The following is a 23,455-nucleotide window of genomic DNA, read 5'->3' on the forward strand; positions in this document are numbered from 1 at the left end:
ATTTGCCCGCACCCGAGCGACCAATCACCCCAATCATGCAGGGCTTGTCGATATCCAATGTCGCGGCATCCACCGCAATCTTGTCGCCAAAGCGTTTGGTCAGTTTGTCGATACGCAGCACGTTCAGTTCCCTTCGTTTCAGGAACTGCGTAAACCCGCCGTTCAAATGATTTGTGTCGCGGCAATGAAGCTTTTGTAAAGCCAGCACCCCAGCCAGGTGAACTTGCCCCTGTCCACAGCCTCCACAAGCCGTTATATGGCAGCCAACATCCCCACTTTCGCCAGTCCAAAAGGTAGCTGCCCGATGTCCTTTGACCGCAACATCAAAATCGCCCCCTCCATTCTGTCGGCGGATTTCGCCAATTTCGGCCAAGAGATCCAGGCCATCGAGGCGCAGGGCGCCGATTGGGTCCATGTGGATGTGATGGACGGCCATTTCGTGCCCAACCTCACCTTTGGTCCCCAGGCCGTAAAGGCGTTCCGCCCGCATGTGAAAACCGTGATGGATGTGCACCTGATGATCTCGCCGGTGGATGCCTATATTGATGCCTTCGCCGGGGCCGGTGCCGATATCCTGACCGCCCATCTTGAAGCGGGCCCGCATATTCACCGCACCCTTCAGGCCATTCGCGGCGCGGGCTGCAAGGCCGGGTTGGCGCTTAATCCCGGAACCGGGATCGAGGATCTGGATTACCTTCTGGATATGGTTGACCTGATCTGCGTGATGACGGTGAACCCCGGCTTTGGCGGGCAGAAATTCATCCATAGCCAGATCGACAAGGTCCGCCGCTTGCGAGCGATGATCGGTGACCGACCGGTCCATATCGAGATTGACGGCGGTATCACCCCGGAAACCGCGCCGCTTATGGCCGCCGCCGGGGCAGATGTTCTGGTCGCGGAATCGGCCGTATTCAAGGGGGGCAGTGTCGCCAACCCTGCGCCTTACGGCGAGAATATCCGCAACATCCGCGCCGCAGCCGAGGCCGCCACAGCGACCATGGCATGAGCCGCGCCGTCGTTTTCGATCTTGACGGCACGCTGATCGACAGCGCGCCCGACATACACGCCGCCGCGAACCGGCTTATGGTCAGCCACGGGTTTGCCGGTTTTACCCCCGAAGAGACGCGGGCCTTTATCGGCCATGGTGTGCCGCATTTCATCGCCTGTTGTCTGCGCGCGCGGGGGGCCGAGGCGGCGGGCGAACTGCACCGCCAGATGGTCGGCGAATTCATCGCCGGGGACGAGACCGCCGTCACCCTCACCGAGGTTTACCCCGGCGTGCATGCCGCGCTTGAGCGGCTTGCGAATATGGGCCTGGCACATGCCATCTGCACCAATAAACCGGTTGCGCCCGCGCGTGCGGTTCTGGCGCATCTGGGGCTTGAAGGGCATTTCCCGGTTGTGATCGGTGGTGACAGCTGCCCGGTGCGAAAACCCGATCCCGCGCCCTTGCAGGCGGCTGCTGCGGGGCTTGGCGCGACGCGCGTCCTTTACGTGGGCGACAGCGAGGTCGATGCCGAAACCTCGGTGCGCGCGGGCCTGCCGTTTGCTCTTTTCACCGAAGGCTATCGAAAGACCTCTCTCGCCGAGATACCGCATCAGACAGCCTTTGCCGACTTTGCTCTCTTGCCGGATATCGCCGCCGATCTCTTGACTTGAGGCGCGGATTTTCTGTTTGCCTCAAGGGGGGATGAACGCGCATAGTCGGGCAATGAAAACACGGCTGACCGATGCCTTTGGCCTCACGTATCCAATCATATCGGCACCGATGGCCTTTGCCGCGGGCGGTAAAATGGCCGCCGCCGTAAGCCATGCCGGCGGGCTGGGGCTTATCGGGGGCGGCTATGGCAATGCCGATTGGCTGGCCCAGGAATTTGGCGCGGCGGGCAATGCGGCGGTTGGCTGCGGCTTTATCACCTGGAAAATGGCGGAAAATCCGGGCGTTCTTGACCTTGTGCTGGATCGCAAGCCCGCGGCGCTTGTGCTGTCGTTTGGTGATCCCGCGCCCTTCGCGCCAAGGATTGCCGAGGCGGGTGTGCCACTGATCTGTCAGGTGCAGACCCTGCGCGATGCGCAGGCCGCCGCCGAGTGTGGCGCCCGCGCGATCGTGGCGCAGGGCTCTGAGGCGGGGGGGCATGGCGAACGGCGCGGCACGATCACGCTGGTGCCAGAAGTGGCCGATTGGCTGGCACGTCATGCGCCGGATGTTCTTTTGCTGGCGGCGGGCGGGATTGCCGATGGGCGCGGCCTTGCGGCGGCGCTTATGCTTGGGGCGGACGGGGTTCTGGTCGGCTCACGGCTCTGGGCCTCGGCCGAGGCGAATGTATCCGTGGCGATGACCGACGCGGCGATTGCGGCGACGGGCGACATGACGATCCGCTCGACGGTGATGGATGCCGCGCGCGGACTGCGATGGCCCGCCCGCTATACCGCGCGGGTTCTCCAAAATGCGGTGACAGAGCGTTGGCATGACGATCCCGACGGGTTACGCGCCAGCCCGGTCGCGCAAAACGACTGGGCAGAGGGCTGGGATGCGGGCGATCCTGTGCGTGCCAATACCTTTGTCGGCGAGGCGACGGGCCTTATCCATGACCGCCCGCCGGTGGCGCAGATCATCCAAGGCATGGTGGATGAGGCCAGGGCCCTGCTGGTCCGGGCGCCGGGGTGGGCCGGGGCATGAGCCTGAACGCGCGGCTGATGCAGGAGGTCGCGGCGCGGCGCGACGATCTGGTGCGCCTTACGCAGGATCTTATCGCGATCCCCACGCTCAACCCGCCCGGCGACAATTATCTCGAGATTTGCGAATACCTTGAGCGGCGCCTGTCCGGCGCGGGGTTCGAGACCACGATGATCCGTGCCCATGGCGCGCCGGGCGACAGCGACAAATACCCCCGCTGGAATATTGTTGCCCGCCGCGAAGGGCGTACCCCGCACCCCTGCGTGCACTTCAACAGCCATATCGACGTGGTCGAGGTCGGCCACGGCTGGAGTGTCGACCCCTTTTCCGGGGTGCTCAGGGATGGCCGGATCTATGGGCGCGGTGCCTGCGACATGAAGGGCGGCATGGCGGCCTCGATCATCGCGGCCGAGGCGTTTATTGCGGTCTGCCCTGGGTTCAGCGGCGCAATTGAAATCTCAGGTACGGCAGACGAGGAATCCGGCGGCTTTGGCGGTGTTGCCTATCTTGCGGAACAGGGGTTTTTCAGCCCCGAACGCGTCGATCACGTGATTATCCCCGAGCCCTTGAACAAGGATCGCATCTGTCTGGGGCATCGTGGTGTCTGGTGGGCCGAGATCGAAACCAAGGGTGAGATCGCGCATGGCTCGATGCCGTTTCTGGGCGATTGTGCGGTGCGCCATATGGGGGCGGTGTTGGCCGAGATGGAGACCAGTCTTTTCCCAAGGCTTGCCGCGCGGCGCACCGATATGCCGGTGGTGCCCGATGGCGCGCGGGCCTCGACGCTCAACATCAACTCGATCCATGGCGGCGAGCCGGAACAGGCCGAGGATTACACCGGCCTGCCAAGCCCCTGCGTGCCGGATCGCTGTCGCATGGTCATCGACCGCCGCTTTCTGATCGAAGAGAATATCGTCGATGTCGAAACCGAGATTCGCGACCTTCTGGAAACCCTGCGCAGCGGGCGCCCCGGCTTTGACTATGACATCCGCGAATTGCACCGGGTGCTGCCGACGATGACCGATCGCAACGCGCCGGTCGTGGGGGCGGTGGCGCAGGCCGTGCAACAGGTGTTCGGACGCGCCGCCGATTACGTGGTCAGCCCCGGCACCTATGACCAGAAACATATCGACCGGATCGGGCGGCTGAAAAACTGCATTGCCTATGGGCCGGGAATTCTGGATCTGGCGCATAAGCCGGATGAATATGTCGGCATCGACGACATGGAACAATCCGCGCAGGTCATGGCCCTGGCGCTTTGCTCCCTGTTGGGTGATGTGGCTGTTTCTTCTTGCTGAAAATATCCCCGCCGGAGGCATCAGGGGCAACCTCAGGCGCCTCCGGCGGGAGTATTTTGGGAAAGATGAAACTGGGGGCTCAGGCCTCGACGGCGATGTTGTCGATCAGGCGAACCCCGGCCAGCCATGCCGCCGCCAGAAGGCGTGCAGGGCGGGTCGGCGCGCTCAAAAGGCTCAAGTCATCGTTGGCGCGCATCTCAAGGTATTCGACCTTGGTAAATCCGGCCAGTTCCAACCGTTTGATCGCCGCCTCTTGCAGGGGGGCAAAATCCTTTCCAGCGAGAATGGCTTCGGCCATGATCTCCATTTCCTCGTGCAGGCGCGGGGCGGTGACGCGGGCGCGGTCCGACAGCAGAAGATTGCGCGATGACATCGCCAGCCCGTCGATCTCGCGGATGGTCGGGCAGCCGTGAACGGTGGTGGGAATGTCGAGATCGCGTGCCATGCGGCGCACGATCTGGAGTTGTTGGAAATCCTTCTCGCCGAAGAAGGCATCACTGGCCGAGGTTTGCAGGAACAGTTTGGCCACCACCGTGGCAACCCCGTCAAAATGCCCCGGTCGATGCGCGCCACAAAGGACATCGGTCAGGCCGGATACGGTAACCTTGCTGGCAAAGCCGTCGGGATACATCTGTGACCCGTCGGGCACGTAAAGCGCGTCGATGTCGAAGCGTTCAAGCTTGCGGGCGTCGTCGTGTTCGGTGCGCGGATAGTTTGCCAGATCTTCGGGATTGTTGAACTGCATCGGGTTGACGAAAATCGTCACGATCACCCGGTCACAGGCCGCCTTGGCCGCCTCGACCAAAGACAGGTGCCCGTCGTGCAGTGCGCCCATTGTGGGCACGACGCCGATGGTCTCACCGGCAAGGCGCCACGGCAGGGTGGTGTCGCGCAGCACGTCAAGCTCGCGCAGAATGGGGGCCGGCATCAGGAGGGTGCCTTTTCTGAAAAGCTGTGCTCGGGGCCGGGGAAGCTGCGCGCGCGCACCTCCTTTGCATAACTGGCAATTGCCGCTTCGCCATCGGTGCCAAGGGTGGCGTAGCGTTTGACGAATTTCGGTTTGAATGCGCTGAACAGGCCGAGCATATCATCGACCACCAGGATCTGTCCGTCGCAGGCCGCAGAGGCACCGATGCCGATGGTGGGAATCGGCAGGTCGGCGGTGATCTGACCTGCCAAAGCGGCGGGCACCTTTTCGAGAACAACCGAGAAGGCGCCTGCGTCGCTGACGGCGCGGGCATCGGCCAAAAGCGACTCGGCGGCGGCGCCGCGGCCCTGAACCTTATAGCCGCCGAGCGTGTTGATCGACTGTGGCGTCAGGCCGATATGGGCCATTACCGGCACGCCGCGCGCCACCAGAAAGGTGATGGTTTCGGCCATGTGACGCCCACCTTCCAGTTTGATGGCACCTGCGCCGGTTTCCGCCATCAGGCGGGCCGCGTTGCGGAACGCCTGCGCCGGAGATTCCTCGTAAGTGGCGAACGGCATGTCGACGACCATCATCGCACGGGTAAGACCGCGTGCCACGGCCCGGCCGTGCAGGATCATCATTTCCATCGTCACGCCAAGCGTCGAGGGCAGCCCGTGCAGCACCATGCCGACGCTGTCGCCGACAAGCACGAAATCGCAATGCGCATCCATCATCTGTGCCATCGGGGTGGTATAGGCGGTCAGGCTGACAATCGGGGTACCGCCTTTCATCGCCCGGATGTCATCTGGCATTGGGGCGGTTTTTCGGGCAGTTGCACTCATGATCTTGTCCGGCTTGTTTCTGCAATGCAGCAGAGGCTAGCAATTGCGGGTGGTGAAATCTACTGTTCTGTTGGTATTCACTATATTGATTTCACGGTGACTTAGATAGCAAAAGGACAAAGCGCAATGCTTCGGCCCCCAGTCAGCGGAATTGCACGGCGATGAGCGGGCTGGAGATTTCCAATCGCGATGCGCGTCGGCTCTGGCTTGCGGCCAACGGGCTTGGCGCCGCGCCGTTGAGCGGTCTGCCCGATGTGGCGGCGATGATCCGGGCGCTTGGCTTTGTGCAGATCGACACGATCCGCAATGTGACCCGCGCGCATCATCACATTTTATGGAGCCGCGCGCCGCGCTACCGCGAGTCGATGCTTTGGCCGCTTTTGGGGAAAAAGCGGCTGTTGTTTGAACATTTCACCCATGATGCCTCACTTATCCCGATGGAGTTTCTGCCCAATTGGCAGCAACAGTTTTACCGACTGGGGCAAAAGGCGGCCAGCAGCGATTGGTATCGTTCCGGCCTGGCACAGGATGAGGTGCGCGCCATCCGGGCGCGGATCGAGGCCGAGGGGCCGCTTTCGACCCATGCCTTCGACAGCCGCGCCGCCGGTCGCGAAATGTGGGCGCGCCCGCCGCATAAGAAGGTGCTTGATCAGATGTGGTATGCCGGTGACCTGGCCACCAGTCATCGCGAGAAGTTCATCAAGTTCTATGATCTGGGTGAGCGGGTTTTCCCCGATGTCGCGGGTAATTGCCCGCCCGCGAAGGATCAGCTGAACTGGCTTTGCGATCAGGCGCTTGAGCGGTTGGTGATTGCCACGCCCGGCGAGGTTCAGCGGTTCTGGGGCGTGGCAAGCGCGCCCGAGGTGCGCGCTTGGCTTTCCCGGCGTCGTCTTGTCGAGGTGGCGGTGAGCGGTGCGGATGGCACCCGCCAAAAGGCCTGGGCGTTGCCGGATATCGAGGCACGTCTGGCCGGGGTTGCGCCCGTTGCGCGGCGCCTGCGGATTCTCAACCCGTTCGATCCGGCAATTCGGGATCGCAACCGGCTTTTGCGGCTGTTCGGGTTTCATTACCGCAACGAGATGTTCGTGCCGCAAAGCCAGCGGATATGGGGCTATTACGTCTATCCCTTGCTTGAGGGCGATACATTCGTCGGCCGGATCGAACTTAAGGCGGACCGGGCGGCGAACTGGATGGCGGTCACCGGGTTTTGGCCGGAACCCGGCGTGACATGGGGGATCGGACGGCTGGAGCGTCTTGAACAAGAGCTGCGCCGCTTTTCCCGGCTGGCCGGGATCAGCACGATCCGCTGGGATGTGGCGCGTCCGGGCTGAGTGCCCGGTGGGCAGCCCATCCTTTCGGATTGGCCGGGGCAGATCGCCAAGTGGACGTGAAAAGGACGTGCCGCTTTGAAAATGACGAAAATCTTGATTTTGGTCAATTCCGGGCCGCCATCATTTGGTACCACCGTGTTGTCTGCAAACCAATGCCCAGGGAGGAGAATACGATGTTCCTTAAGTTGACGGCTGAACGTGTTGGTGTCGCATGTTTGACGATTTTTTCGCTTTCCGGTCCGGCTCTGGCTCATGATGTTAACCACGGATATGGGTGGCAAAACGGATGGGGCCAGGGTCACATGATGGGGCAGGGCTATATGATGGGCCCCGGTTACATGATGGGCCCTGGCTTCGGCAATCAGGGAAATCCCGGTTCCGGCATGATGCCGCCTTTGCAGGAGGATCTTGGCGCAAAGGATGTCAGGCGCATGATGGAGTACAGGCTTCGCTGGATGAACAACCCGAACATCAAACTTGGTGATGTCGAGGAGACGGATGCCGATACCATCACGGCCGATATCGTCACAAAAGACGGATCGCTTGTTCAGCGCATGAAAGTGGACCGCCATACCGGCTGGATTCAACCGGGCCAATAACGGCGCCCTCCGCCATTGTGAGACAGGTCCTGTCCTTTGGCGGAGTTTCGTCGCCGATCATGATGGCATGATCCCGTCTCGCACATCTGCTTGGGTTAGATGCTGATTGCCCGGAGAGGCAGGGGAGATGTGCGCCGTCTTTTTCACGGCTCCCGCCTGCCTGCGTCAGAGCCGGGCAATGTGACCGCACCGGGCAGAGCGAAATCAGCGTGCGTCACAAACGGGTGCCGGGCAATCCGCAAACGGATGGCTTGCGCGCCGTGCCGATGTCCGGAGGACCGATGATATCTCTGCAAGCGTCGGTTTTGTACGCTCTTGTGTCGGCTGGGCTGTGCGCGTTTCGGCAGGATTGATAAACATCCAGCAACGCATGCACCAAGGGAGTCGCAGCCAATGAAAACCAATGTCAAAGCCCTGGTCGTCGGCGGTGGTGCCGTCGGAACCTCGATTGCCTATCATCTGGCCAAGGCAGGGTGGGACGATGTCATGCTGCTAGAGCGCGACGAGCTGACCTCGGGCAGCACCTGGCATGCCGCCGGCCTTCTGCCGCTGTTCAACATGTCGTTTGCGACTACCCATATCCACAAATACTCGGTCGATTTTTACAAGACGCTTGAAGAAGAGACCGGCCTTAACGCGGGCTTTGCCGTGGTCGGCAACCTGCGTATGGCCCAGACCAAAGAGCGGATGGACGAGTATATGCTTTATGCCTCGACCGCCGAAACCTGTGGTGTGCCCTATGAATGGCTGACCCCGGACGAGATCAAGGCCCGCTGGCCGCTGATCAATACCGAAGACCTTGAAGGCGCGATTTATCACAATACCGACGGATACATTAACCCCGCCGACGTGACCCAGGCGATGGCCAAGGGCGCGCGCCAGCGAGGCGTGATGATCGAACGCAAATGGCAGGCGGATGCGTTCCACTGGAACGGCACCCATTGGGAAGTGACCTGCACCAAGATGGTGGAAAAGGGCGGCAACCTTGTGCCCGGCGACGAACAGATCGTCATCACCGCCGAGCATGTGGTCACCGCCAGCGGAAACCACGCCCAGACCACGGCGAAAAAGCTTGGTATCAAGATCCCCGCGATCCCGGTCGAACATCAGTTCATCGTGATGGACAAGGACCCGGCATTGGTCGAATACCGCGCCAATGGCGGCAAGGAACATCCCGTGGTGCGCGACGCCGATGCGCAATCTTATGTGCGTGAAGAACGCGGCGGCTGGATTCTGGGCGTTTACGAGAAGAACGCGCCCGCCTGTTTTGAGTACGGCGTGCCCGACAGCTTCCGCGCCGACCTGTTTCCGCTCGATCTTGAGCGGATCGAAGAACAGTACATGGCGATGATCCACCGCATTCCGTCCTGCGAGGAATCGGGCCTCAAGGACGATTTCAACGGGCCGATCTGTTACACGCCCGATGGCAACCCGCTGGTTGGCCCGGCGCCGGGGCTTCGCAATATGTGGCTGGCCGAAGGGTTCTCGTTCGGGATCACGGCGGCCGGTGGCACCGGCTATTACCTCGCGCAGCTGATGGTCGATGGCGAGGCCGAGATCGACATGGCAAGCCTTGACCCCAAGCGTTACAGCCAGAACTGGATGACCACCGAATTTGCCGCGCGCAAGAACGAAGAGTGCTACGATCACGTCTATATCCTGCACCACCCGGACGAAGAGCGTCCGGCTTGCCGCCCGCTGCGCACGGTGCCGGCCTATGACCGCCAGAAAGCGCGCGGCGCACAATTCGGCTTTGTGAATGGCTGGGAACGTCCGAACTATTTCGGCCCCCTTGATGCGCCCGAGAATTTTGACCATGACGCCCGCAGCTTCCGTCGCGGTGGCTGGTGGCAACACGCCGTGCAAGAGGCCCGCGCGATCCGCGAAGGTGTTGGCCTGATTGATGCCTCGGCCTTTACCAAGCATGTGGTCAAGGGTCCCGGTGCCACGGCGTTCCTCGATTGGTTCACCTGCAACAGGCTGCCGAAAGTGGGTCGCATCAACCTGACCTATGCGCTGACCGATCACGGCACCACGCGCACCGAATACACCATCGTGCGCAATGGCGAGGACAACTATTACCTCGTCTCGGCCGGTGCCTGGACTGAATATGACGCCGATTTCCTGCGTAAGGCCGCCGAGGATAAGGCACCTGAGTTCGGTTACATCGAAATTCAGGACGTAACCACGCAGTGGGGCGTGTTCGCCATCGCAGGCCCGAAATCGCGCGATGTCCTGAAAGAGGTGATCAAGGACGCCGACCCGGAAACGGCGCTTTCGAACAAGCGCTTCCCCTGGCTGACCGCCCGCAAGATCGAGCTGGGCATGTGCCCGGTCAACGCGATCCGCGTGGCCTATACCGGTGAATTGGGTTGGGAATTGCACCACCCGATCGAGATGCAGAACTATCTTTTCGACCTGCTCGAGGCGGCCGGAGAAAAGCACGGTATGAAACTTGTCGGCGCGCGGGCGCAAAACTGGTTGCGCCAGGAGAAATCCTATCGCGCCTTCGGCAACGAGCTTGGCCGCGATGCGACCCCGCTAGAGGCCGACCTGCCGCGCTTCGTGGATCTTGAAAAAGAGTTTCACGGCAAGGACAAGATGGTGGCAACCGGCGTGCGCGTCAAATGCTGCACGCTCTTGATCGACGGGCCCGACGATGCCGACCCATGGGGCCGCGAAGTGCTCTATACCCCCGAGGGCGAACGCGTTGGCCGCCTGACATCGGGCGGCTATTCGGTGGCTTTCGGAAAATCCATCGGCATGGGGTATGTCAAACCCGAACAGGCGGTGCCGGGAACCAAACTCAAGGTCAAGATGCTTGATCAGCTTTGGGATGCCGAAGTGACGGTCGATAGCCCCTACGATCCCAAGAACGAGACCATCCGCAAGGACGGGTGATCATCACACCCAGAGTTACAGAAAGGGGCCGGGTGAAAACCTCCGGCCCCTTTTTCTTCTTGCCGACAATATCCTGGGGAGTGTGAGGGGTGAAACCCCTCACGAAAACCGCAGACTGCGCGGCGTAGCCGCTCAATTTTGAAAAACCGGGTCTCAGGATCATCGGCAGATAAAATACGGCGTGACGCCAGGGGGCACGCGGATGCGCAAAGCTCGTCATAACAGGCCAGTGCCAGGGCGGCATACATCATCGCCGGGCCGCCGCCCGTCTGGATGCTCATGGCCAGCACGTCAGCGATTTGCTCGCACGCGGCATTGGCCTTGATCCGGATCAGGCGGACCCTGTCGCGACCAGCATCAGGTTGTTTGCGGGCATGTGCCGCGTTTTGATCCGGTCGACCCCGGCATCTCGCAACCACCCCATGACCTCGGCCAGATCCTTGTAGCCGATCAAAGGGTCCTGCGCGCAGAGGCTCGCGTGAAACCGTGCGTCGCCCTCAGAGGTGGGCTGGCCCTCGCGCAGGAACGGGCCGTAGATTGCCAGGCGCCCCGAGGGGGCAAGCGCGCGGGCGGCCTCGGTGATCACGCTTTGCGCCTCGGGCGCGCTGATCAGGTGCAAGAGGTTGACAAGCACGATCAGGTCCTGACCGCCACGGGCGGTGCCCCACCCACCGGCCGTCACATCAAGCTCAATCGCGGGGCGCAGGTTTGGCAGGTCGGCATCGCGTGCATAGGCGTCAATACTAGCGCGGCGTGCGGGGTCGATTTCACTCGGTTGCCAGGTCAGACCGGGCAGGGCGCGGGCAAAGGCGACGACGTGCTGTCCGGTGCCGCTGGCAAGTTCGAGCGCACGTCCGGAGGGGGGCGCGATGTCGAAAAGGGCCTGCGTGATCGCGGCCACATTGCGCTCTGCCGAGGGGGCGAAAAGGCGTGCGCCCTCACCGGCATGCGCAACCGACGCGGTGTCGGGCAGGGGCCGACGGGGCGCCATCTCAGGCCTCTTCAAGCCGGTCGGTGGCGGGGGCCGGGGTCGGGCTAAGGGCGCAGAGGCGGGCATAAAGGGCTTCGTCCATCTCGAACCCGGTCGCGGCCAGCGAGGGCGCAAGTTGCCCGGCCGAGCGCGCCGAGAGGATCGGCATCGGGCCGCTCGGGTGGCGCGCGGCCCATGCGGCGGCCAGCGTGGCGGGGTGCAGGCCCATGTCGGTGGCGATTTCTGCCAGATCGCGCGCGGCGCGGTGCATCCAGTCAAGCCCGTAGCGGGCGGCGTATCGGTCATTCTCGGTCAACCGGCCACTGCCGCCGCTGGCATATTTGCCGGTCAAAAGCCCGCCAGCCAAGGGTGAATAGGGTGCAACGGTAATGCCTTCGGCGGCGCACATCGGCAGGATCTCGACCTCGGCCTGACGCTTCACCAGGTTATACATCGGTTGCAGGATCGAAATCCGCAGATCAAACCTCGCGGCGATACAGGCGGCCTTCATCACCTGCCACGCGGCGAAATTCGACAGGCCGACGTGGCTGATCTGGCCGCGTGATTTCAAATGCGCGAAGGTTTCCAGAGTCTCGTTCAGGTCGGTGGTCTCGTCAAAACGGTGCAGATAGAGGATATCGACATGATCAAGCCCAAGCCGCCCCCGTGAAATATCGAACTGCGCCAACAGGTTGTCGCGCCCTGCACCGCCGGTATAGCCCGCCTTGGTTGCAATGATCAGACGCTCGCGATGCGCCGGGATGAATTTGCCCAAAAGGGTTTCCGAGGCGCCATCGTTGTAAAGATGGGCGGTGTCGAAATGGGTGATGCCCGCGTCAAGGCTCGCCTCAAACATGGCGCGGCTTTCGCCCTCATCGGCAAGGCCGCCGAATTGCATGGTGCCAAAGGCAAAGCGGCTGGCGGGGGTTCCATCGGGGGAGGTCAGTGTATTTGTCATGGCGCAAACATTGCCACGGTGCATATGTAAAGGGAAGATGCTACCTTGCTGCTTGAAACTCCGGATCAGGCGGCTTAGGCGAAGGAAACGCCGCCCTATGCCGCAAGGAGCATACCCGCATGAAAATGCACGAGACCTTTATCAAGCCGATGCACCCCGAGGGGCGCAAATTCGTGGCAATCTTTGCCGCGATCACGCTGGTGCTGTTCATGATCTGGAACGTGCTGGGCTGGATCGGCGTCGGGCTGACGGTGTGGTGCTATTATTTCTTCCGCGACCCGGAGCGCGTCACCCCCGAACGCCCCGACCTGATCATAAGCCCCGCCGACGGCATGGTGTCGCTGATCGAACCGGCGGTGCCGCCCGCCGAGCTTGGCCTGCCCGACACCCCGCTGACGCGGGTGAGCGTGTTCATGAGCGTGTTCAACTGTCACGTGAACCGCGCGCCGGTGACGGGTCGTGTTCATGCGGTGGCTTACCGTCCGGGCAAGTTTTTCAATGCCTCGCTGGACAAGGCCAGTGAAGACAACGAGCGCAATGGAGTGGTGATCGAGATGGCCGACGGGCGGTTGTTGCCGGTGGTTCAGATCGCTGGCCTCGTGGCACGCCGGATCGTGTGTTTCGTCGACAAGGGCGCGCCCCTCAAGCGCGGCGAGCGTTTTGGCTTGATCCGCTTCGGCTCACGGCTTGATGTCTATCTGCCCGAGGGGGTTCTGCCCCAGGTGCGTGTCGGCCAGACCATGATCGCCGGCGAAACCGTGATCGCGGAGCTGAACGCGGCCAAAGGGGGCGCATGATGGGCAGCCCCGGAGAGCATCCGCGCAGAGAGGTCACCCTTGCACAGCTTTTGCCGAACATGCTTACGGTGGCGGCGATATGTGCCGGTGTCACGGCCATACGGCTTGGCGTGCAGGGCGATTTCGTGCGGGCGGTCCAACTTTTGTTGATCGCGGGCGTTCTGGACGGGCTTGACGGGCGGCTGGCGCGGCTGTTGCGCAGCAGCAGCGCGATGGGCGCCGAGCTTGATTCACTGGCGGATTTCCTCAATTTCGGCGTCGCGGCGCCGCTGGTCGTCTATTACTGGGGCCTTCAGGATGTGTCCCGTCAGGCGGGTTGGATCGCGGTGTTGTTTTTTGCGGTCTGCTGTGTGATGCGGCTGGCGCGGTTCAATGTCAGCGCCAGGGAAGAGGGCGGCAAAGGCGGGTCAGGGGCCTATTTCGAAGGGCTGCCGTCACCCGCTGGCGCGCTTCTGGCGATGTTGCCGATGTTCGTGACATTCGCCATTCCGGGTATGACCACGCCGCCCGCCCCGCTGATCGGGCTTTACATGGCCGGTGTCGGCCTCTTGATGATCTCGCCGGTGCCGATCTGGTCGTTCAAGAAAACCAAGATTTCACGTGAGAATGTGAAATTCTTCCTGCTCGGCTTTGCCTGCGCGGCGGCGGCTCTGGTGATCTTTACCTGGACCGCCCTGATCGTGATGTGTCTGGTCTATGTGGGCACGGTGATCTGGGCCGCCCTCGCCTGGTATCCCGAGGAGGGGTAGGACCCCGCTCAACCGGCCTTTGGCAGACAAAAGAAAACAGCCGCCGGTGATCCGGCGGCTGTTCTGTTTGCTGCGGTCAAGGCGCTTAGTTCGGGATTTCGCTGTCGATGCCTTCAACGTAGAAATTCATTCCCAGAAGCGTGCCGTCATCGGCGGTCTCGCCTGTCGCCAGCCAATCGCTTCCGTCCTGCTTCTTGAGCGGGCCGGTGAAGGGGTGATAGCTGCCGGTCGCAATGGCGTCCTTGAGGGCAAGCGCCTCGGCCTTGATGTCCTCGGGCACGGCGCTGCTGATTTCACCGATGCCGACCATGCCGGGGCCGATGCCGTCCCATGTCTGAACGCTTTCCCAGGTGCCATCCATCACGGCCTGGGTGCGGGCAATGTAATAGGGCGCCCAGTTGTCGATGATCGAGCTGACGCGCGGCATCGGGGCATATTCGCCCATATCCGAGGCCTGGCCGAAGGTAATGACATTCCCGGCTTTTTCGGCGGCGGCCTGCGGCGCGGTTGAATCCGTGTGCTGGAGGATCACATCGGCGCCCTGTTCGATAAGGGCGGTCGCGGCGTCGGCCTCTTTGGCGGGATCGAACCAGGTATAGGCCCAGATGATCTTGAACTCGACATCGGGATTAACCTTTTTCGCATGGATATAGGCCGAATTGATGCCGCGAATGACCTCGGGGATCGGGAAAGAGGCGATATAGCCGACGATGTTCGACTTGGTCATCTTGCCCGCGATATGCCCCTGCACCGCGCGCCCCTCGTAGAAGCGGGCGGAATAGGTGGAAAGGTTCGGCGCGGTCTTGAACCCGGTGGCATGCTCGAACTTCACGTTCGGGAATTTACCGGCCACAGCAAGGGTCGGCTCCATATAGCCAAACGAGGTGGTAAAGATAAGATCCGCCCCCTGAAGCGCCATCTGCGTGATTGCGCGTTCCGCATCGGCGCCCTCGGGTACGCTTTCCTGATAGACGGTTTCAACCTTGTCGCCGAAATGCTCCTCGACGGCGAGACGGCCCTTGTTGTGTTCATAGGTCCAGCCACCATCGCCGATCGGGCCGACATAAATAAAGCCGACCTTGGTTTTGTCCTGGGCCATGGCGGTGCTCGCCAGCCCAAGCGCCAGGGCGGCGGTGGCAAACAGTTTGGTAAGGGTCATGTGTTGGGTCTCCCTGTTGTTGTATGTGGCAGCGCCTCATTGCGAGGCATGGAAAATGCGGCCCAAAGAGGCCGGGGCGCGCGAGCGATCCGCTGACATGATGATCAGCACGAGGATCGTGATAAGGTAGGGTGACATGGACAGATATTCGACGGGAATTGCAATCCCGGCCGCCTGAAGGTTGAGCTGAAGCACGGTAACGCCGCCGAAAATCCATGCACCCAGCAGAACCCGCCCGGCCTTCCAGCTTGCGAAAACCACCAGCGCAAGCGCGATCCAGCCGGCCCCGGCGGTCATGCCTTCGGTCCATTGCGGCACGCGGATCAGGCTTATGTAGGCGCCGCCAAGCCCGGCGCAGGCACCGCCAAACAGGATCGCCAGAACCCGGATGCGCACCACTTTGTAACCAAGGGCATGGGCGGCATCGTGGTTTTCTCCCACCGCCCGAAGCACAAGCCCGGCGCGGGTATATTTCAGCACCGCCCAGACCGCGGCCACAAGGCCAAGGCCGAAATAGACCATAAGGTCGTGCGAAAACAAAACCGGCCCAAGGAACGGAATGTCGCTAAGCAGAGGGATATCAAGCTTGTCCACGGGCGGCGGCTTGATGCCGACATAGCCCTGCCCCAAAAGCGCGCTCAGACCCAGCCCGAACAGCGTAAGCGCCAGCCCCGAGGCGACCTGATTGGCCAGGGCGAACTGGGTCAGGAGGGCGAACAGAAGCGACAAGAGCGCCCCGCCGCCCGCCGCCGCGACAAAGCCCAGAACCGGCGAGCCGGTATTGACCGCCACCGCAAAGCCGCAGATTGCGCCGATGATCATCATCCCCTCGACCCCGAGGTTCAGAACCCCGGTGCGCTCGACCACCAGTTCGCCAAGTGCCGCCAACAGGATCGGCGTCGCGGCCACCATCAGCGAGGCCAGCAACAGCACCGGGTTGATTGATCCGAAATCCATCACGCCACCCCCTCGGCTCTGCGCGGGCGGATGCGGTAATTGGTCAGCACATCCACCGCCAGCAGAAAGAACAACAGCATGCCCTGGAAAAGCTGGATCGCGGCGGCCGGCAGGCCGAGGTTGGATTGTGCCAGCTCGCCGCCGATATAGGTCAGCGCCATCAACAGTCCGGCCAGCAATATGCCAACCGGATGAAGCCGCCCCAGAAAGGCGACGATAATGGCGGTAAACCCATAGCCGACGTTGAAATCAATGCTCACCTGCCCGGCAGGGCCCGCCACCTCGAACATCCCGGCAAGCCCGGCAAGCGCGCCCGAGGTGCCAAGACAGAACAGCACAAGGCGCGCCGGGTTCACCCCGGCAAACCGCGCGGCGCGTGGGGCCTGGCCGGTCAGGCGGATGTGATAGCCTAGGATATGCCGGTTCAGCAGGACATAGGCAAAGATCACCGCAATCATCGCCGCCACAACGCCCCAATGCATGCCCGATCCGGTGATCAGCTCGGCGTTATGCGCGCTCTCGTACTGGCGCAGATTGCGCGAGCCGGGAAAACCCATGCCCTCGGGGTTTTTCATCAGCCCAAGCGCCATGGCCGCCAAAAGCTTTTCGGCGACATAGACAAGCATCAGCGAGACAAGGATTTCATTGGTGCCAAAGCGCAGCTTCAAAATCGCCGGGATCATCGCCCAGATCCAGCCGCCAAGCGCCCCCGCCAACACCATCAGCGGAAAGATCACCCAGCTTTCGGTGGGATAAAACGCCAGCCCCACACCAGCCCCGGCCAGCGCGCCGATGATATATTGCCCCTCGGCCCCGATGTTCCAGATCCCGGCGCGAAACCCAAGGCTAAGCCCGATCGCGATCAGCACGAGGGGCGCGCCCTTGATCAAAAGCTGTGGGCGATAATAAAACGCGAACTCGCCAAAAAGCGGCTCCCAGAAAATCGTGGTAATCGCCGCAACCGGGTCTTTGCCGAGCGCGGCAAATAGGGCGCCGCCCGCGATCATCGTGATCATCACCGCCAGAAGTGGCGTGAGATAGGTCCAGACCTGCGAGGGCTGTGGCCGCTTCTCCAGTTTCAGCATGGCGCCTGCCCGCCCTTCTTCTTGGCAAAAATACTCAGATCCGACGGCTCAGACATGCGCCACCTCCATGCCATGGGCGCCACCCATCATCAGGCCGATCTCTTCCACGCTCAACCCCTGTGCGACCCTGATCGCGGACAGCCGACCCTCGTTGAGCGCGCAAAACCGGTCCGAGATTTCCATAAGTTCGTCAAGGTCCTGGCTGATACAGATCACCGCCGCGCCATTTGCCGCCAGATCAAGCAGCGCCTGCCGGATCGCGGCAGCGGCGGCGGCATCGACGCCCCATGTCGGCTGATTGACCACCAGAACCTCTGGGCGTTGCAGGACCTCGCGTCCGATGACGAACTTTTGCAGGTTCCCCCCCGACAAGGCGCGCGCGGCGGTGCGCGGGCCGGGCGTGCGCACATCAAAGGCAGTGATAATCTTGCGGGTGAACGCCTCGGCTGCGCCCCACCTGAGAAAGCCGTTGTGCATCAGCTTCTCGCGGGCCGCAGCGGTCAGAACCGTGTTCTCGATCAGGCTCATGTCCGGCGCGGCGGCATGGCCAAGCCGCTCTTCCGGTGCGGTCAAAAGCCCGCGCGCGCGTCGCTCGGCCGGCCCAAGCCGCCCGATCCCGGCCCCCTTGAGGCGGATCGCCCCGGCCTCGGCAAGCGCTTCGCCCGAGAGGGCGGCAAGCAGTTCGTCCTGCCCGTTCCCTGCCACCCCGCCAATGCCAAGAACCTCGCCTTCCTGCACCGCAAAGCTGATGTCTTTCAGGGCGGTGCCAAACTGTCCGGGCGAGGCCATGCAAAGTCCGGCAACCTCAATCGCCACCGGCCCAGGAGTGCGGCCTGTCCGCTCGGGGGCGGCAAAGGCCGATCCCACCATCATCTCGGCCATGGCGCGCGCCGAGGTCTCGCGCGGGATACAGGTGCCAACCGTCTTGCCCAATCGCAGGATCGTGGCGTGATCGCAAAGCGCGCGAATTTCCTCAAGCTTGTGCGAGATATAGAGGATCGCCACCCCCTCGGCGGTCAGCTTGCGCAGGGTCTTGAACAGGATATCAACCTCTTGCGGGGTCAGAACGCTGGTCGGCTCGTCCATGATCAAAAGCTTGGGATCCTGTAGCAGACAGCGGATGATCTCTACGCGCTGACGTTCTCCGGCGGACAAATCCCCGACGGTGCGAAACGGATCAAGCGGCAGGCCGTAAGTCTCAGAGACATCCCGGATACGGGTGGCAAGGTCGCGCAATGCGGGCGGTTCTTCCATGCCAAGAGCGACGTTTTCGGCGACACTCATTGCGTCAAAAAGCGAGAAGTGCTGAAACACCATCGCGACCCCTGCGGCGCGCGCCGCGCGTGGTTCGGCCGGAACATAAGGCGCGCCATGCAGGGTCATGGTGCCGCTGTCGGGGGTGACGAGCCCATAGATCATCTTCACCAGTGTCGATTTCCCGGCGCCGTTCTCGCCCAAAAGTGCATGCACCTCGCCCTCGCGGATCGCGAAGGATACGGCGTCATTGGCGACAACACCGGGATAAGCCTTGGTCAGGCCCGAAACACTCAGAAGGTCCCCTGTCACGCGGCTTTATTCCCTTCATTCCCAGAACGCTTTTCGCGTTTCTTTGTCCCCCCGGGCCCATGCGCGGTGCGGCCCATGCCCCAACCCGCGCCCAGCTTAGAAAGATCGGGCGCATCGTGACAAGCGTGATGCAGTCTTGCCCGGATTTGCCTGCGCCCCGATCCGGGGCAGGGTGCGCGCCGTAAGGCATTGATTACCTGTAGGGAAAGCACCCCATGCTTGGCAAGTCCCTCTGGGTTTTCAACTTTCATGCGAAACTGCTTCTGGCTTTTGTGCTCGCAATTGAGGCACCCCCCAGGAATTGCGCGGCCACTCCGATTGCGATCATCTGCGGATGCTTGCCAAGGCCGGGCGTCCCAATCGGGCAGGCGATGCGTGCGATTTGATCCGCGCCATGCCCGAGGTCCGCAAGCCGTCTGGCAAAGCGTGCCCATTTTGTCGCCGATCCGATCAGGCCCGCACCGGCAAATCCATGGCCAAGAAGCGCATGGCAAAGTTCCAGGTCAAGCGCATGCGAATAGGTCAGGATCAGGTGTTCGGCCCGCTGCGGCGCATGCCCGACAAGTCGGACAGGGTCGTGCGCGGCCAGCACCGAAACCCCGTCGGGGGTCTCCTTGGGAAAGCGGGCCATGTCGGTGTCGATCCAGGTGATCTCAAGCCCCGGCAGCGGCGCCAGAACCTGCACAAGGGCGCGCCCCACATGGCCCGCCCCCCAGATCCAGAGCGCGCGGGTGGGCCGTTTGAGCGGTTCCACCATCCATCCCTGGATCAACCGGGGTTCGGGCAAGATCCCCTGCGCCCGCTCCAGCGCGATCAGGCGGCTGACGGCCAGTGGCATCCCGCCTGCCTTTTCCACCGCGCGCGCAATGACCGGCTGATCCGTCATCAGCTCCAGCTCGGCCGCGGTGTAAATCTCACTCAGCACCTCGACCGCGCCGCCACAGCACTGGCCCATCTCGGGCCCAAGCGCATGGCGGCTCAGCCGACGCGGGGCGGTTTGCCGACGCGCCAGCCGGGCCAGCTCGAATTCAAGCGCACCGCCGCCGATGCTGCCCGATTGCCCGCCCTCCCAGACAAGCATCGCCGCCCCGACCTCGCGCGGGGTCGAGCCCTGCGTGGCGGCAATCACCACGCGGCTTACGCGCCCATGCCGCGCCACGGCGGCCCGTAGCCCTGCCAGGTCAAACGCCATTCTCTTGCCTCTGAACTGCGCGAAACACCTGTTCGGCTGTCGCGGGGGCATCAAGCGCGGGATAGCCTTCGCCACAGGCCGCCACCGCATCGCTGAGCGCCAGAAACGCCGAGATCCCAAGCATCAGGGGCGGCTCGCCCACGGCCTTCGAGCGATAGATCGTATCCTCGCGGTTTTGCGCATCCCACAGTGCGACGTTGAATATACCGGGCCGGTCGCTACAGGCCGGAATCTTATAGGTCGAGGGTGCATGGGTGCTCAACCGCCCGGCCTTGTCCCAGACCAGTTCCTCGGTGGTCAGCCATCCCGCTCCCTGCACATAGCCGCCCTCGACCTGCCCTGTATCAATCGCCGGATTAAGGCTCGCGCCTGCATCATGCAGGATATCGGCACGCAGAATGCGGTTCTCACCGGTAAGCCGGTCAATCACCACCTCGGTCACCGCCGCGCCATAGGCGAAATAGAAAAACGGCCGCCCCGCGCCCCTGATCCGGTCCCAGGCCAGCTTTGGCGTCTTGTAAAACCCGGTGGAACTCAGGCTGATGCGATGCTCATAGGCAAGACTGGCGGCTTGCGCAAAGCTCAGCACATGCGGGCCCAGCCGAACCTCGCCATCGGCAAAGACCACGTCGCGCGGTGCACCCTGATAATATTCGGCCAAAAACGCCGCCATGCGGTCTCGTATGCTGTCACAGGCCGCCCGCACCGCCATGCCGTTCAGGTCACTGCCCGAACTTGCGGCGGTGGCCGAGGTGTTGGGCACCTTGGCGGTATCCGTCGCGGTGATCCGGATCGCCTCTGTCTCAAGGCCAAACCGCGCGGCGGCGACCTGTGCCACCTTCTGAAACAGGCCTTGCCCCATTTCGGTGCCGCCATGGTTCAGATGGACCGAGCCGTCGCGGTAGACATGCACAAGCGCGCCGGCCTGATTGAGGTGGGTCAGCGTAAAGGAAATCCCGAATTTCACCGGGGTCAGGGCGATGCCCTTTTTCAGCACTGGATGCGCGTCATTCCAGCGCGCCACCTCTGCGCGCCGGGCATGATAATCGCTTGAGGCCAACAGCGCTTCGGTCATCTCGTGCAGGATGAAATCCTCGACCTCCTGGCCATAGGGCGTGGTCTGATGTTTCTTCTTGCCGGAAATATCCTCGGGGGGGGCCGCAGGCCGGGGGGCAGACAGCCCCCCTGTGTCCGCAGAGGCATAGAAATTCCTTTGCCGGATGAGCACCGGGTCGACGCCAAGGTGATGGGCGATATGATCCATCACCCGCTCGATCCCCAACATGCCCTGCGGCCCCCCAAAGCCCCGAAAAGCGGTGGCGCTTGCGGTATTGGTGCGCAGGCGGTGCGATTCAATCCGCGCATTCGGCAGATGATAGGCGTTGTCCGCATGCAGCATGGCCCGATCCGCCACCGGAAGCGACAGGTCCTGGCTCCAGCCGCAACGCGTGTACTGCACGAACTCGACGCCGCTGATGCGCCCCTCGGCGTCAAATCCGGCGCGATAGGTGATGCGGAAATCGTGACGCTTGCCGGTGATGACCATGTCGTCATCGCGATCATAGCGCATCTTGCAGGGGCGCCCCAGCATATCCGCCGCCACCGCGCAGGCGATGGCAGGTGCGTTGGCCTGGCTTTCCTTGCCGCCGAACGCGCCACCCATGCGCCGGGTTTCCACCCGCACCGCATGCATCGGGCGGCCAAGGGCATCGGCGACCTTGTGCTGAACCTCGCTCGGGTGCTGGGTCGAGGCATGCACGACCATATCCCCGCCCTCCTGCGGCAGGGCGAGCGCCGCCTGGCCTTCCAGATAAAAATGCTCCTGACCGCCGATCTCGATCTGCCCTTCAACCCTGTGCGCAGCCCCGGCAATGGCGGCGGCGGCATCGCCCTTGGCATAGATGCGCGGCCCCTCTTCAAAGCGGGCATCGGCTACGAGCGCGTCTTCGATGGTCAGGATCGCAGGGTCTTCGACATAGGCGATCTCTGCCAGCCGCGCGGCGCGGCGCGCGGCGAGGTGCGAGGTGGCGATCACGAGAAAGACCGGCTGGCCATGGAAATGCACCGTGCCGTCACTCAACAGCGGTTCGTCATGGGCCGAAGGCGAGGTATCGGCCCCGCGTGCCAGATCACTGGCGCCGAGCACTGCGATCACGCCCGGCGCTGCGCGCGCCGGGGCCAGGTCCATCGCGGTGATGCGACCGCGCGCGATCTGCGCCAGGCCAAAGGCCAGATGCAACGTGCCTTTAGGGGCGGGTATGTCATCGACGTAACGTGCGCGCCCGGTCACATGCAGGGCGGCGGCGTCATGCGGCAGGGGGGCGGAAACCGTCATGGCATCACCTCTTGAAGGGGGATGTCGGCGCCGCTGTCCTCAAGGTAATAGCGCATCAGCATGTTGCGCGCCGTGCTGAGGCGATACCCGCCCGAGGCGCGCATGTCGCTGAGCGGTTGAAAATCCTGCGCCCATGCAGGGGCGGTTGCCTTGATGCTGGCCTCACACCAGTCCCGACCGATCAGGGCGGCCTCGGTTCGGGTGGCGCGTTTGGGGATGCCGGCCATGCCGCCAAAGGCGATGCGGGCCGAGGCGACCTTGCCGTTCTCTATCGCGATATTGAAACAGCCGCAGACCGCCGAGATATCCTGATCGAACCGTTTGCTCAGTTTGTAACAGCGCAGGCGGTCGCGCGAGCGCGGGATGCTGACGGCCTCGACAAATTCTCCGGGCGCACGATCCTGCTTGCCATAGTCCAGAAAGAACGCCTCGAGCGGGATCTCGCGGCGGGCATCATTGCGCCGCAGGTGCAGCGTCGCGCCAAGCGCGATCAGGGCTGGCGGGTTGTCACCGATCGGCGAGCCATTGGCGATATTGCCGCCAAGGGTGGCGGCGTTGCGCACCTGTTCAGAGCCATAGCGCCGGATCATCGCGGCGTAAGACGGGTGATGGTCGTCCATCAGATCCAGCATGCGGGTCATGGTGACCCCGGCGCCGATGCGGATTTGGCGCTCGCCGACCTCGATTTCCTGCAGGTCGGTGCAATCAGCAAGAAAGACCGGCTGGGCAATGTCGCGCAGGCCTTTGGTGACCCAAAGCCCGATATCGGTCGCGCCCGCTATCAGGGTGGAGTCGGGGTTTTGCGCATAATAACGCGCCAGATCATCGCTGGTGCCTGGCCGGACGGGCGGAGGGGGGCTGTCTGCCCCCCGGCCTTTGGCCCCCCCCGAGGATATTTCCGGCAAGAAGAAATCGGGGTCGTTCAGCCTGGCGCGGTCTTGTGTCATCCAATCGGGCACCGGGGCGGATCGGGCGGCCCTGGCGGCGCGGATGATTGGCGCATAGCCGGTACAGCGGCAGAGATTGCCCGCGAGGCTGCGGTCATGATCGGTTTCGCCATTGAGGTGCGCGGCGGCCATCGAGGCGATGAAGCCCGGTGTGCAAAAGCCGCATTGCGATCCGTGATGTT

The 23,455-nt window shown here is 62.8% G+C and carries 20 protein-coding genes and 2 pseudogenes; 9 read left to right on the forward strand and 13 right to left on the reverse strand.

Annotated features, from left to right (window positions below):
* Positions 1 to 121: pseudogene (locus tag QZ522_RS08675) on the reverse strand (phosphonate ABC transporter ATP-binding protein); the annotation flags it as partial.
* Positions 122 to 304: 183 nt separating this feature from the next.
* Between QZ522_RS08675 and rpe the strand changes: the two are divergent.
* From rpe to QZ522_RS08695, 4 genes are read left to right on the forward strand one after another with little or no spacing between them, the layout of a single operon-like run.
* Positions 305 to 1,006 (forward strand): ribulose-phosphate 3-epimerase, encoded by a 702-nt coding sequence (gene rpe, locus QZ522_RS08680; RefSeq protein WP_294609881.1) that lies wholly within the window; start codon positions 305 to 307, stop codon positions 1,004 to 1,006.
* A complete protein-coding gene (gene gph / locus QZ522_RS08685) occupies positions 1,003 to 1,659 on the forward strand; it encodes a phosphoglycolate phosphatase (RefSeq protein WP_294609884.1) in 657 nt (218 codons plus the stop codon). Before rpe ends, gph begins: the two co-directional genes overlap by 4 nt.
* Positions 1,660 to 1,711: 52 nt before the next feature.
* On the forward strand, positions 1,712 to 2,680 hold the full coding sequence (locus QZ522_RS08690) for a nitronate monooxygenase (RefSeq protein WP_294609936.1): 969 nt from the start codon (positions 1,712 to 1,714) through the stop codon (positions 2,678 to 2,680).
* On the forward strand, positions 2,677 to 3,975 hold the full coding sequence (locus tag QZ522_RS08695; protein ID WP_294609887.1) for an acetylornithine deacetylase/succinyl-diaminopimelate desuccinylase family protein: 1,299 nt from the start codon (positions 2,677 to 2,679) through the stop codon (positions 3,973 to 3,975). Before QZ522_RS08690 ends, QZ522_RS08695 begins: the two co-directional genes overlap by 4 nt.
* 79 nt (positions 3,976 to 4,054) lie before the next feature.
* Here QZ522_RS08695 and panC read toward each other — a convergent pair whose 3' ends face one another.
* Positions 4,055 to 4,903: a pantoate--beta-alanine ligase gene (gene panC, locus QZ522_RS08700; protein ID WP_294609891.1), complete on the reverse strand. Its 849-nt coding sequence runs from the start codon at positions 4,901 to 4,903 to the stop codon at positions 4,055 to 4,057.
* Entirely contained in the window at positions 4,903 to 5,727 is an 825-nt protein-coding gene (panB, locus tag QZ522_RS08705) for a 3-methyl-2-oxobutanoate hydroxymethyltransferase (RefSeq protein WP_294609894.1), read from the reverse strand. Before panB ends, panC begins: the two co-directional genes overlap by 1 nt.
* 161 nt (positions 5,728 to 5,888) lie before the next feature.
* Between panB and QZ522_RS08710 the strand changes: the two genes are divergently transcribed.
* From QZ522_RS08710 to QZ522_RS08720, 3 genes are all read left to right on the forward strand, one after another.
* Positions 5,889 to 7,058: a crosslink repair DNA glycosylase YcaQ family protein gene (locus QZ522_RS08710; protein WP_294609897.1), complete on the forward strand. Its 1,170-nt coding sequence runs from the start codon at positions 5,889 to 5,891 to the stop codon at positions 7,056 to 7,058.
* Between the two features lie 173 nt (positions 7,059 to 7,231).
* Entirely contained in the window at positions 7,232 to 7,657 is a 426-nt protein-coding gene (locus QZ522_RS08715) for a hypothetical protein (protein ID WP_294609900.1), read from the forward strand.
* 393 nt (positions 7,658 to 8,050) lie between these two features.
* A complete protein-coding gene (locus QZ522_RS08720) occupies positions 8,051 to 10,558 on the forward strand; it encodes an FAD-dependent oxidoreductase (RefSeq protein WP_294609902.1) in 2,508 nt (835 codons plus the stop codon).
* A 203-nt stretch (positions 10,559 to 10,761) separates the two neighbouring features.
* On the opposite strand, the pseudogene QZ522_RS08725 reads toward QZ522_RS08720, so the two are convergent.
* The 3 genes and pseudogenes from QZ522_RS08725 to QZ522_RS08735 form a co-directional block, all read right to left on the reverse strand.
* Positions 10,762 to 10,884, reverse strand: a pseudogene (locus QZ522_RS08725) (carboxymuconolactone decarboxylase family protein); the annotation flags it as partial.
* Between the two features lie 5 nt (positions 10,885 to 10,889).
* Complete coding sequence (locus QZ522_RS08730; protein ID WP_294609905.1) at positions 10,890 to 11,549, reverse strand: DUF938 domain-containing protein; 660 nt, start codon at positions 11,547 to 11,549, stop codon at positions 10,890 to 10,892.
* A 1-nt stretch (position 11,550) separates the two neighbouring features.
* Entirely contained in the window at positions 11,551 to 12,486 is a 936-nt protein-coding gene (locus QZ522_RS08735) for an aldo/keto reductase (RefSeq protein ID WP_294609908.1), read from the reverse strand.
* 119 nt (positions 12,487 to 12,605) lie between these two features.
* On the opposite strand from QZ522_RS08735, the gene QZ522_RS08740 reads away from it, so the two are divergent.
* Positions 12,606 to 13,283 (forward strand): phosphatidylserine decarboxylase, encoded by a 678-nt coding sequence (locus QZ522_RS08740; RefSeq protein WP_294609910.1) that lies wholly within the window; start codon positions 12,606 to 12,608, stop codon positions 13,281 to 13,283.
* A complete protein-coding gene (locus QZ522_RS08745; protein WP_294609913.1) occupies positions 13,283 to 14,032 on the forward strand; it encodes a phosphatidylcholine/phosphatidylserine synthase in 750 nt (249 codons plus the stop codon). The genes QZ522_RS08740 and QZ522_RS08745 overlap by 1 nt, the downstream gene beginning before the upstream one ends.
* Positions 14,033 to 14,117: 85 nt before the next feature.
* On the opposite strand, the gene QZ522_RS08750 is transcribed toward QZ522_RS08745, so the two are convergent.
* The 7 genes from QZ522_RS08750 to QZ522_RS08780 form a co-directional block, all read right to left on the reverse strand.
* Positions 14,118 to 15,191 carry a BMP family ABC transporter substrate-binding protein gene (locus QZ522_RS08750; protein ID WP_294609916.1) on the reverse strand — a complete coding sequence of 358 codons (1,074 nt, stop codon included), beginning with the start codon at positions 15,189 to 15,191 and terminating at the stop codon, positions 14,118 to 14,120.
* A gap of 36 nt (positions 15,192 to 15,227) precedes the next feature.
* Complete coding sequence (locus tag QZ522_RS08755; RefSeq protein WP_294609919.1) at positions 15,228 to 16,148, reverse strand: ABC transporter permease; 921 nt, start codon at positions 16,146 to 16,148, stop codon at positions 15,228 to 15,230.
* Positions 16,148 to 17,233, reverse strand: coding sequence for an ABC transporter permease (locus QZ522_RS08760; RefSeq protein ID WP_294609922.1), 1,086 nt, complete (start codon positions 17,231 to 17,233; stop codon positions 16,148 to 16,150). Before QZ522_RS08760 ends, QZ522_RS08755 begins: the two co-directional genes overlap by 1 nt.
* A gap of 48 nt (positions 17,234 to 17,281) precedes the next feature.
* Positions 17,282 to 18,799 carry an ABC transporter ATP-binding protein gene (locus QZ522_RS08765; RefSeq protein WP_294609925.1) on the reverse strand — a complete coding sequence of 506 codons (1,518 nt, stop codon included), beginning with the start codon at positions 18,797 to 18,799 and terminating at the stop codon, positions 17,282 to 17,284.
* A 247-nt stretch (positions 18,800 to 19,046) separates the two neighbouring features.
* The gene (gene xdhC, locus QZ522_RS08770; protein WP_294609928.1) at positions 19,047 to 19,991 is read right to left on the reverse strand and encodes a xanthine dehydrogenase accessory protein XdhC; all 945 of its coding nucleotides are present in this window, start codon (positions 19,989 to 19,991) and stop codon (positions 19,047 to 19,049) included.
* Positions 19,981 to 22,326, reverse strand: coding sequence for a xanthine dehydrogenase molybdopterin binding subunit (gene xdhB, locus QZ522_RS08775; protein ID WP_294609931.1), 2,346 nt, complete (start codon positions 22,324 to 22,326; stop codon positions 19,981 to 19,983). The genes xdhC and xdhB overlap by 11 nt, the downstream gene beginning before the upstream one ends.
* Positions 22,323 to 23,455: FAD binding domain-containing protein (locus QZ522_RS08780; protein ID WP_294609933.1), on the reverse strand; the 1,133-nt coding region annotated here is incomplete at its 5' end. The genes QZ522_RS08780 and xdhB, both read right to left, overlap by 4 nt.

Origin of the sequence: uncultured Roseovarius sp., assembly GCF_913054395.1 — a bacterium.
Classification (GTDB): Bacteria; Pseudomonadota; Alphaproteobacteria; order Rhodobacterales; family Rhodobacteraceae; genus Roseovarius.

Bases quoted from the DNA above. Each gene is read 5' to 3' on its own strand.
- panB (WP_294609894.1), bottom strand. From the start codon at position 5,727: ATGAGTGCAACTGCCCGAAAAACCGCCCCAATGCCAGATGACATCCGG.
- rpe (WP_294609881.1), top strand. From the start codon at position 305: ATGTCCTTTGACCGCAACATCAAAATCGCCCCCTCCATTCTGTCGGCG.
- QZ522_RS08695 (WP_294609887.1), top strand. From the start codon at position 2,677: ATGAGCCTGAACGCGCGGCTGATGCAGGAGGTCGCGGCGCGGCGCGAC.
- QZ522_RS08730 (WP_294609905.1), bottom strand. From the start codon at position 11,549: ATGGCGCCCCGTCGGCCCCTGCCCGACACCGCGTCGGTTGCGCATGCC.
- QZ522_RS08755 (WP_294609919.1), bottom strand. From the start codon at position 16,148: ATGGATTTCGGATCAATCAACCCGGTGCTGTTGCTGGCCTCGCTGATG.
- xdhB (WP_294609931.1), bottom strand. From the start codon at position 22,326: ATGACGGTTTCCGCCCCCCTGCCGCATGACGCCGCCGCCCTGCATGTG.
- QZ522_RS08760 (WP_294609922.1), bottom strand. From the start codon at position 17,233: ATGCTGAAACTGGAGAAGCGGCCACAGCCCTCGCAGGTCTGGACCTAT.
- QZ522_RS08710 (WP_294609897.1), top strand. From the start codon at position 5,889: ATGAGCGGGCTGGAGATTTCCAATCGCGATGCGCGTCGGCTCTGGCTT.
- panC (WP_294609891.1), bottom strand. From the start codon at position 4,903: ATGCCGGCCCCCATTCTGCGCGAGCTTGACGTGCTGCGCGACACCACC.
- QZ522_RS08740 (WP_294609910.1), top strand. From the start codon at position 12,606: ATGAAAATGCACGAGACCTTTATCAAGCCGATGCACCCCGAGGGGCGC.
- QZ522_RS08750 (WP_294609916.1), bottom strand. From the start codon at position 15,191: ATGACCCTTACCAAACTGTTTGCCACCGCCGCCCTGGCGCTTGGGCTG.
- QZ522_RS08735 (WP_294609908.1), bottom strand. From the start codon at position 12,486: ATGACAAATACACTGACCTCCCCCGATGGAACCCCCGCCAGCCGCTTT.
- QZ522_RS08720 (WP_294609902.1), top strand. From the start codon at position 8,051: ATGAAAACCAATGTCAAAGCCCTGGTCGTCGGCGGTGGTGCCGTCGGA.
- xdhC (WP_294609928.1), bottom strand. From the start codon at position 19,991: ATGGCGTTTGACCTGGCAGGGCTACGGGCCGCCGTGGCGCGGCATGGG.
- QZ522_RS08745 (WP_294609913.1), top strand. From the start codon at position 13,283: ATGGGCAGCCCCGGAGAGCATCCGCGCAGAGAGGTCACCCTTGCACAG.
- QZ522_RS08715 (WP_294609900.1), top strand. From the start codon at position 7,232: ATGTTCCTTAAGTTGACGGCTGAACGTGTTGGTGTCGCATGTTTGACG.
- gph (WP_294609884.1), top strand. From the start codon at position 1,003: ATGAGCCGCGCCGTCGTTTTCGATCTTGACGGCACGCTGATCGACAGC.
- QZ522_RS08690 (WP_294609936.1), top strand. From the start codon at position 1,712: ATGAAAACACGGCTGACCGATGCCTTTGGCCTCACGTATCCAATCATA.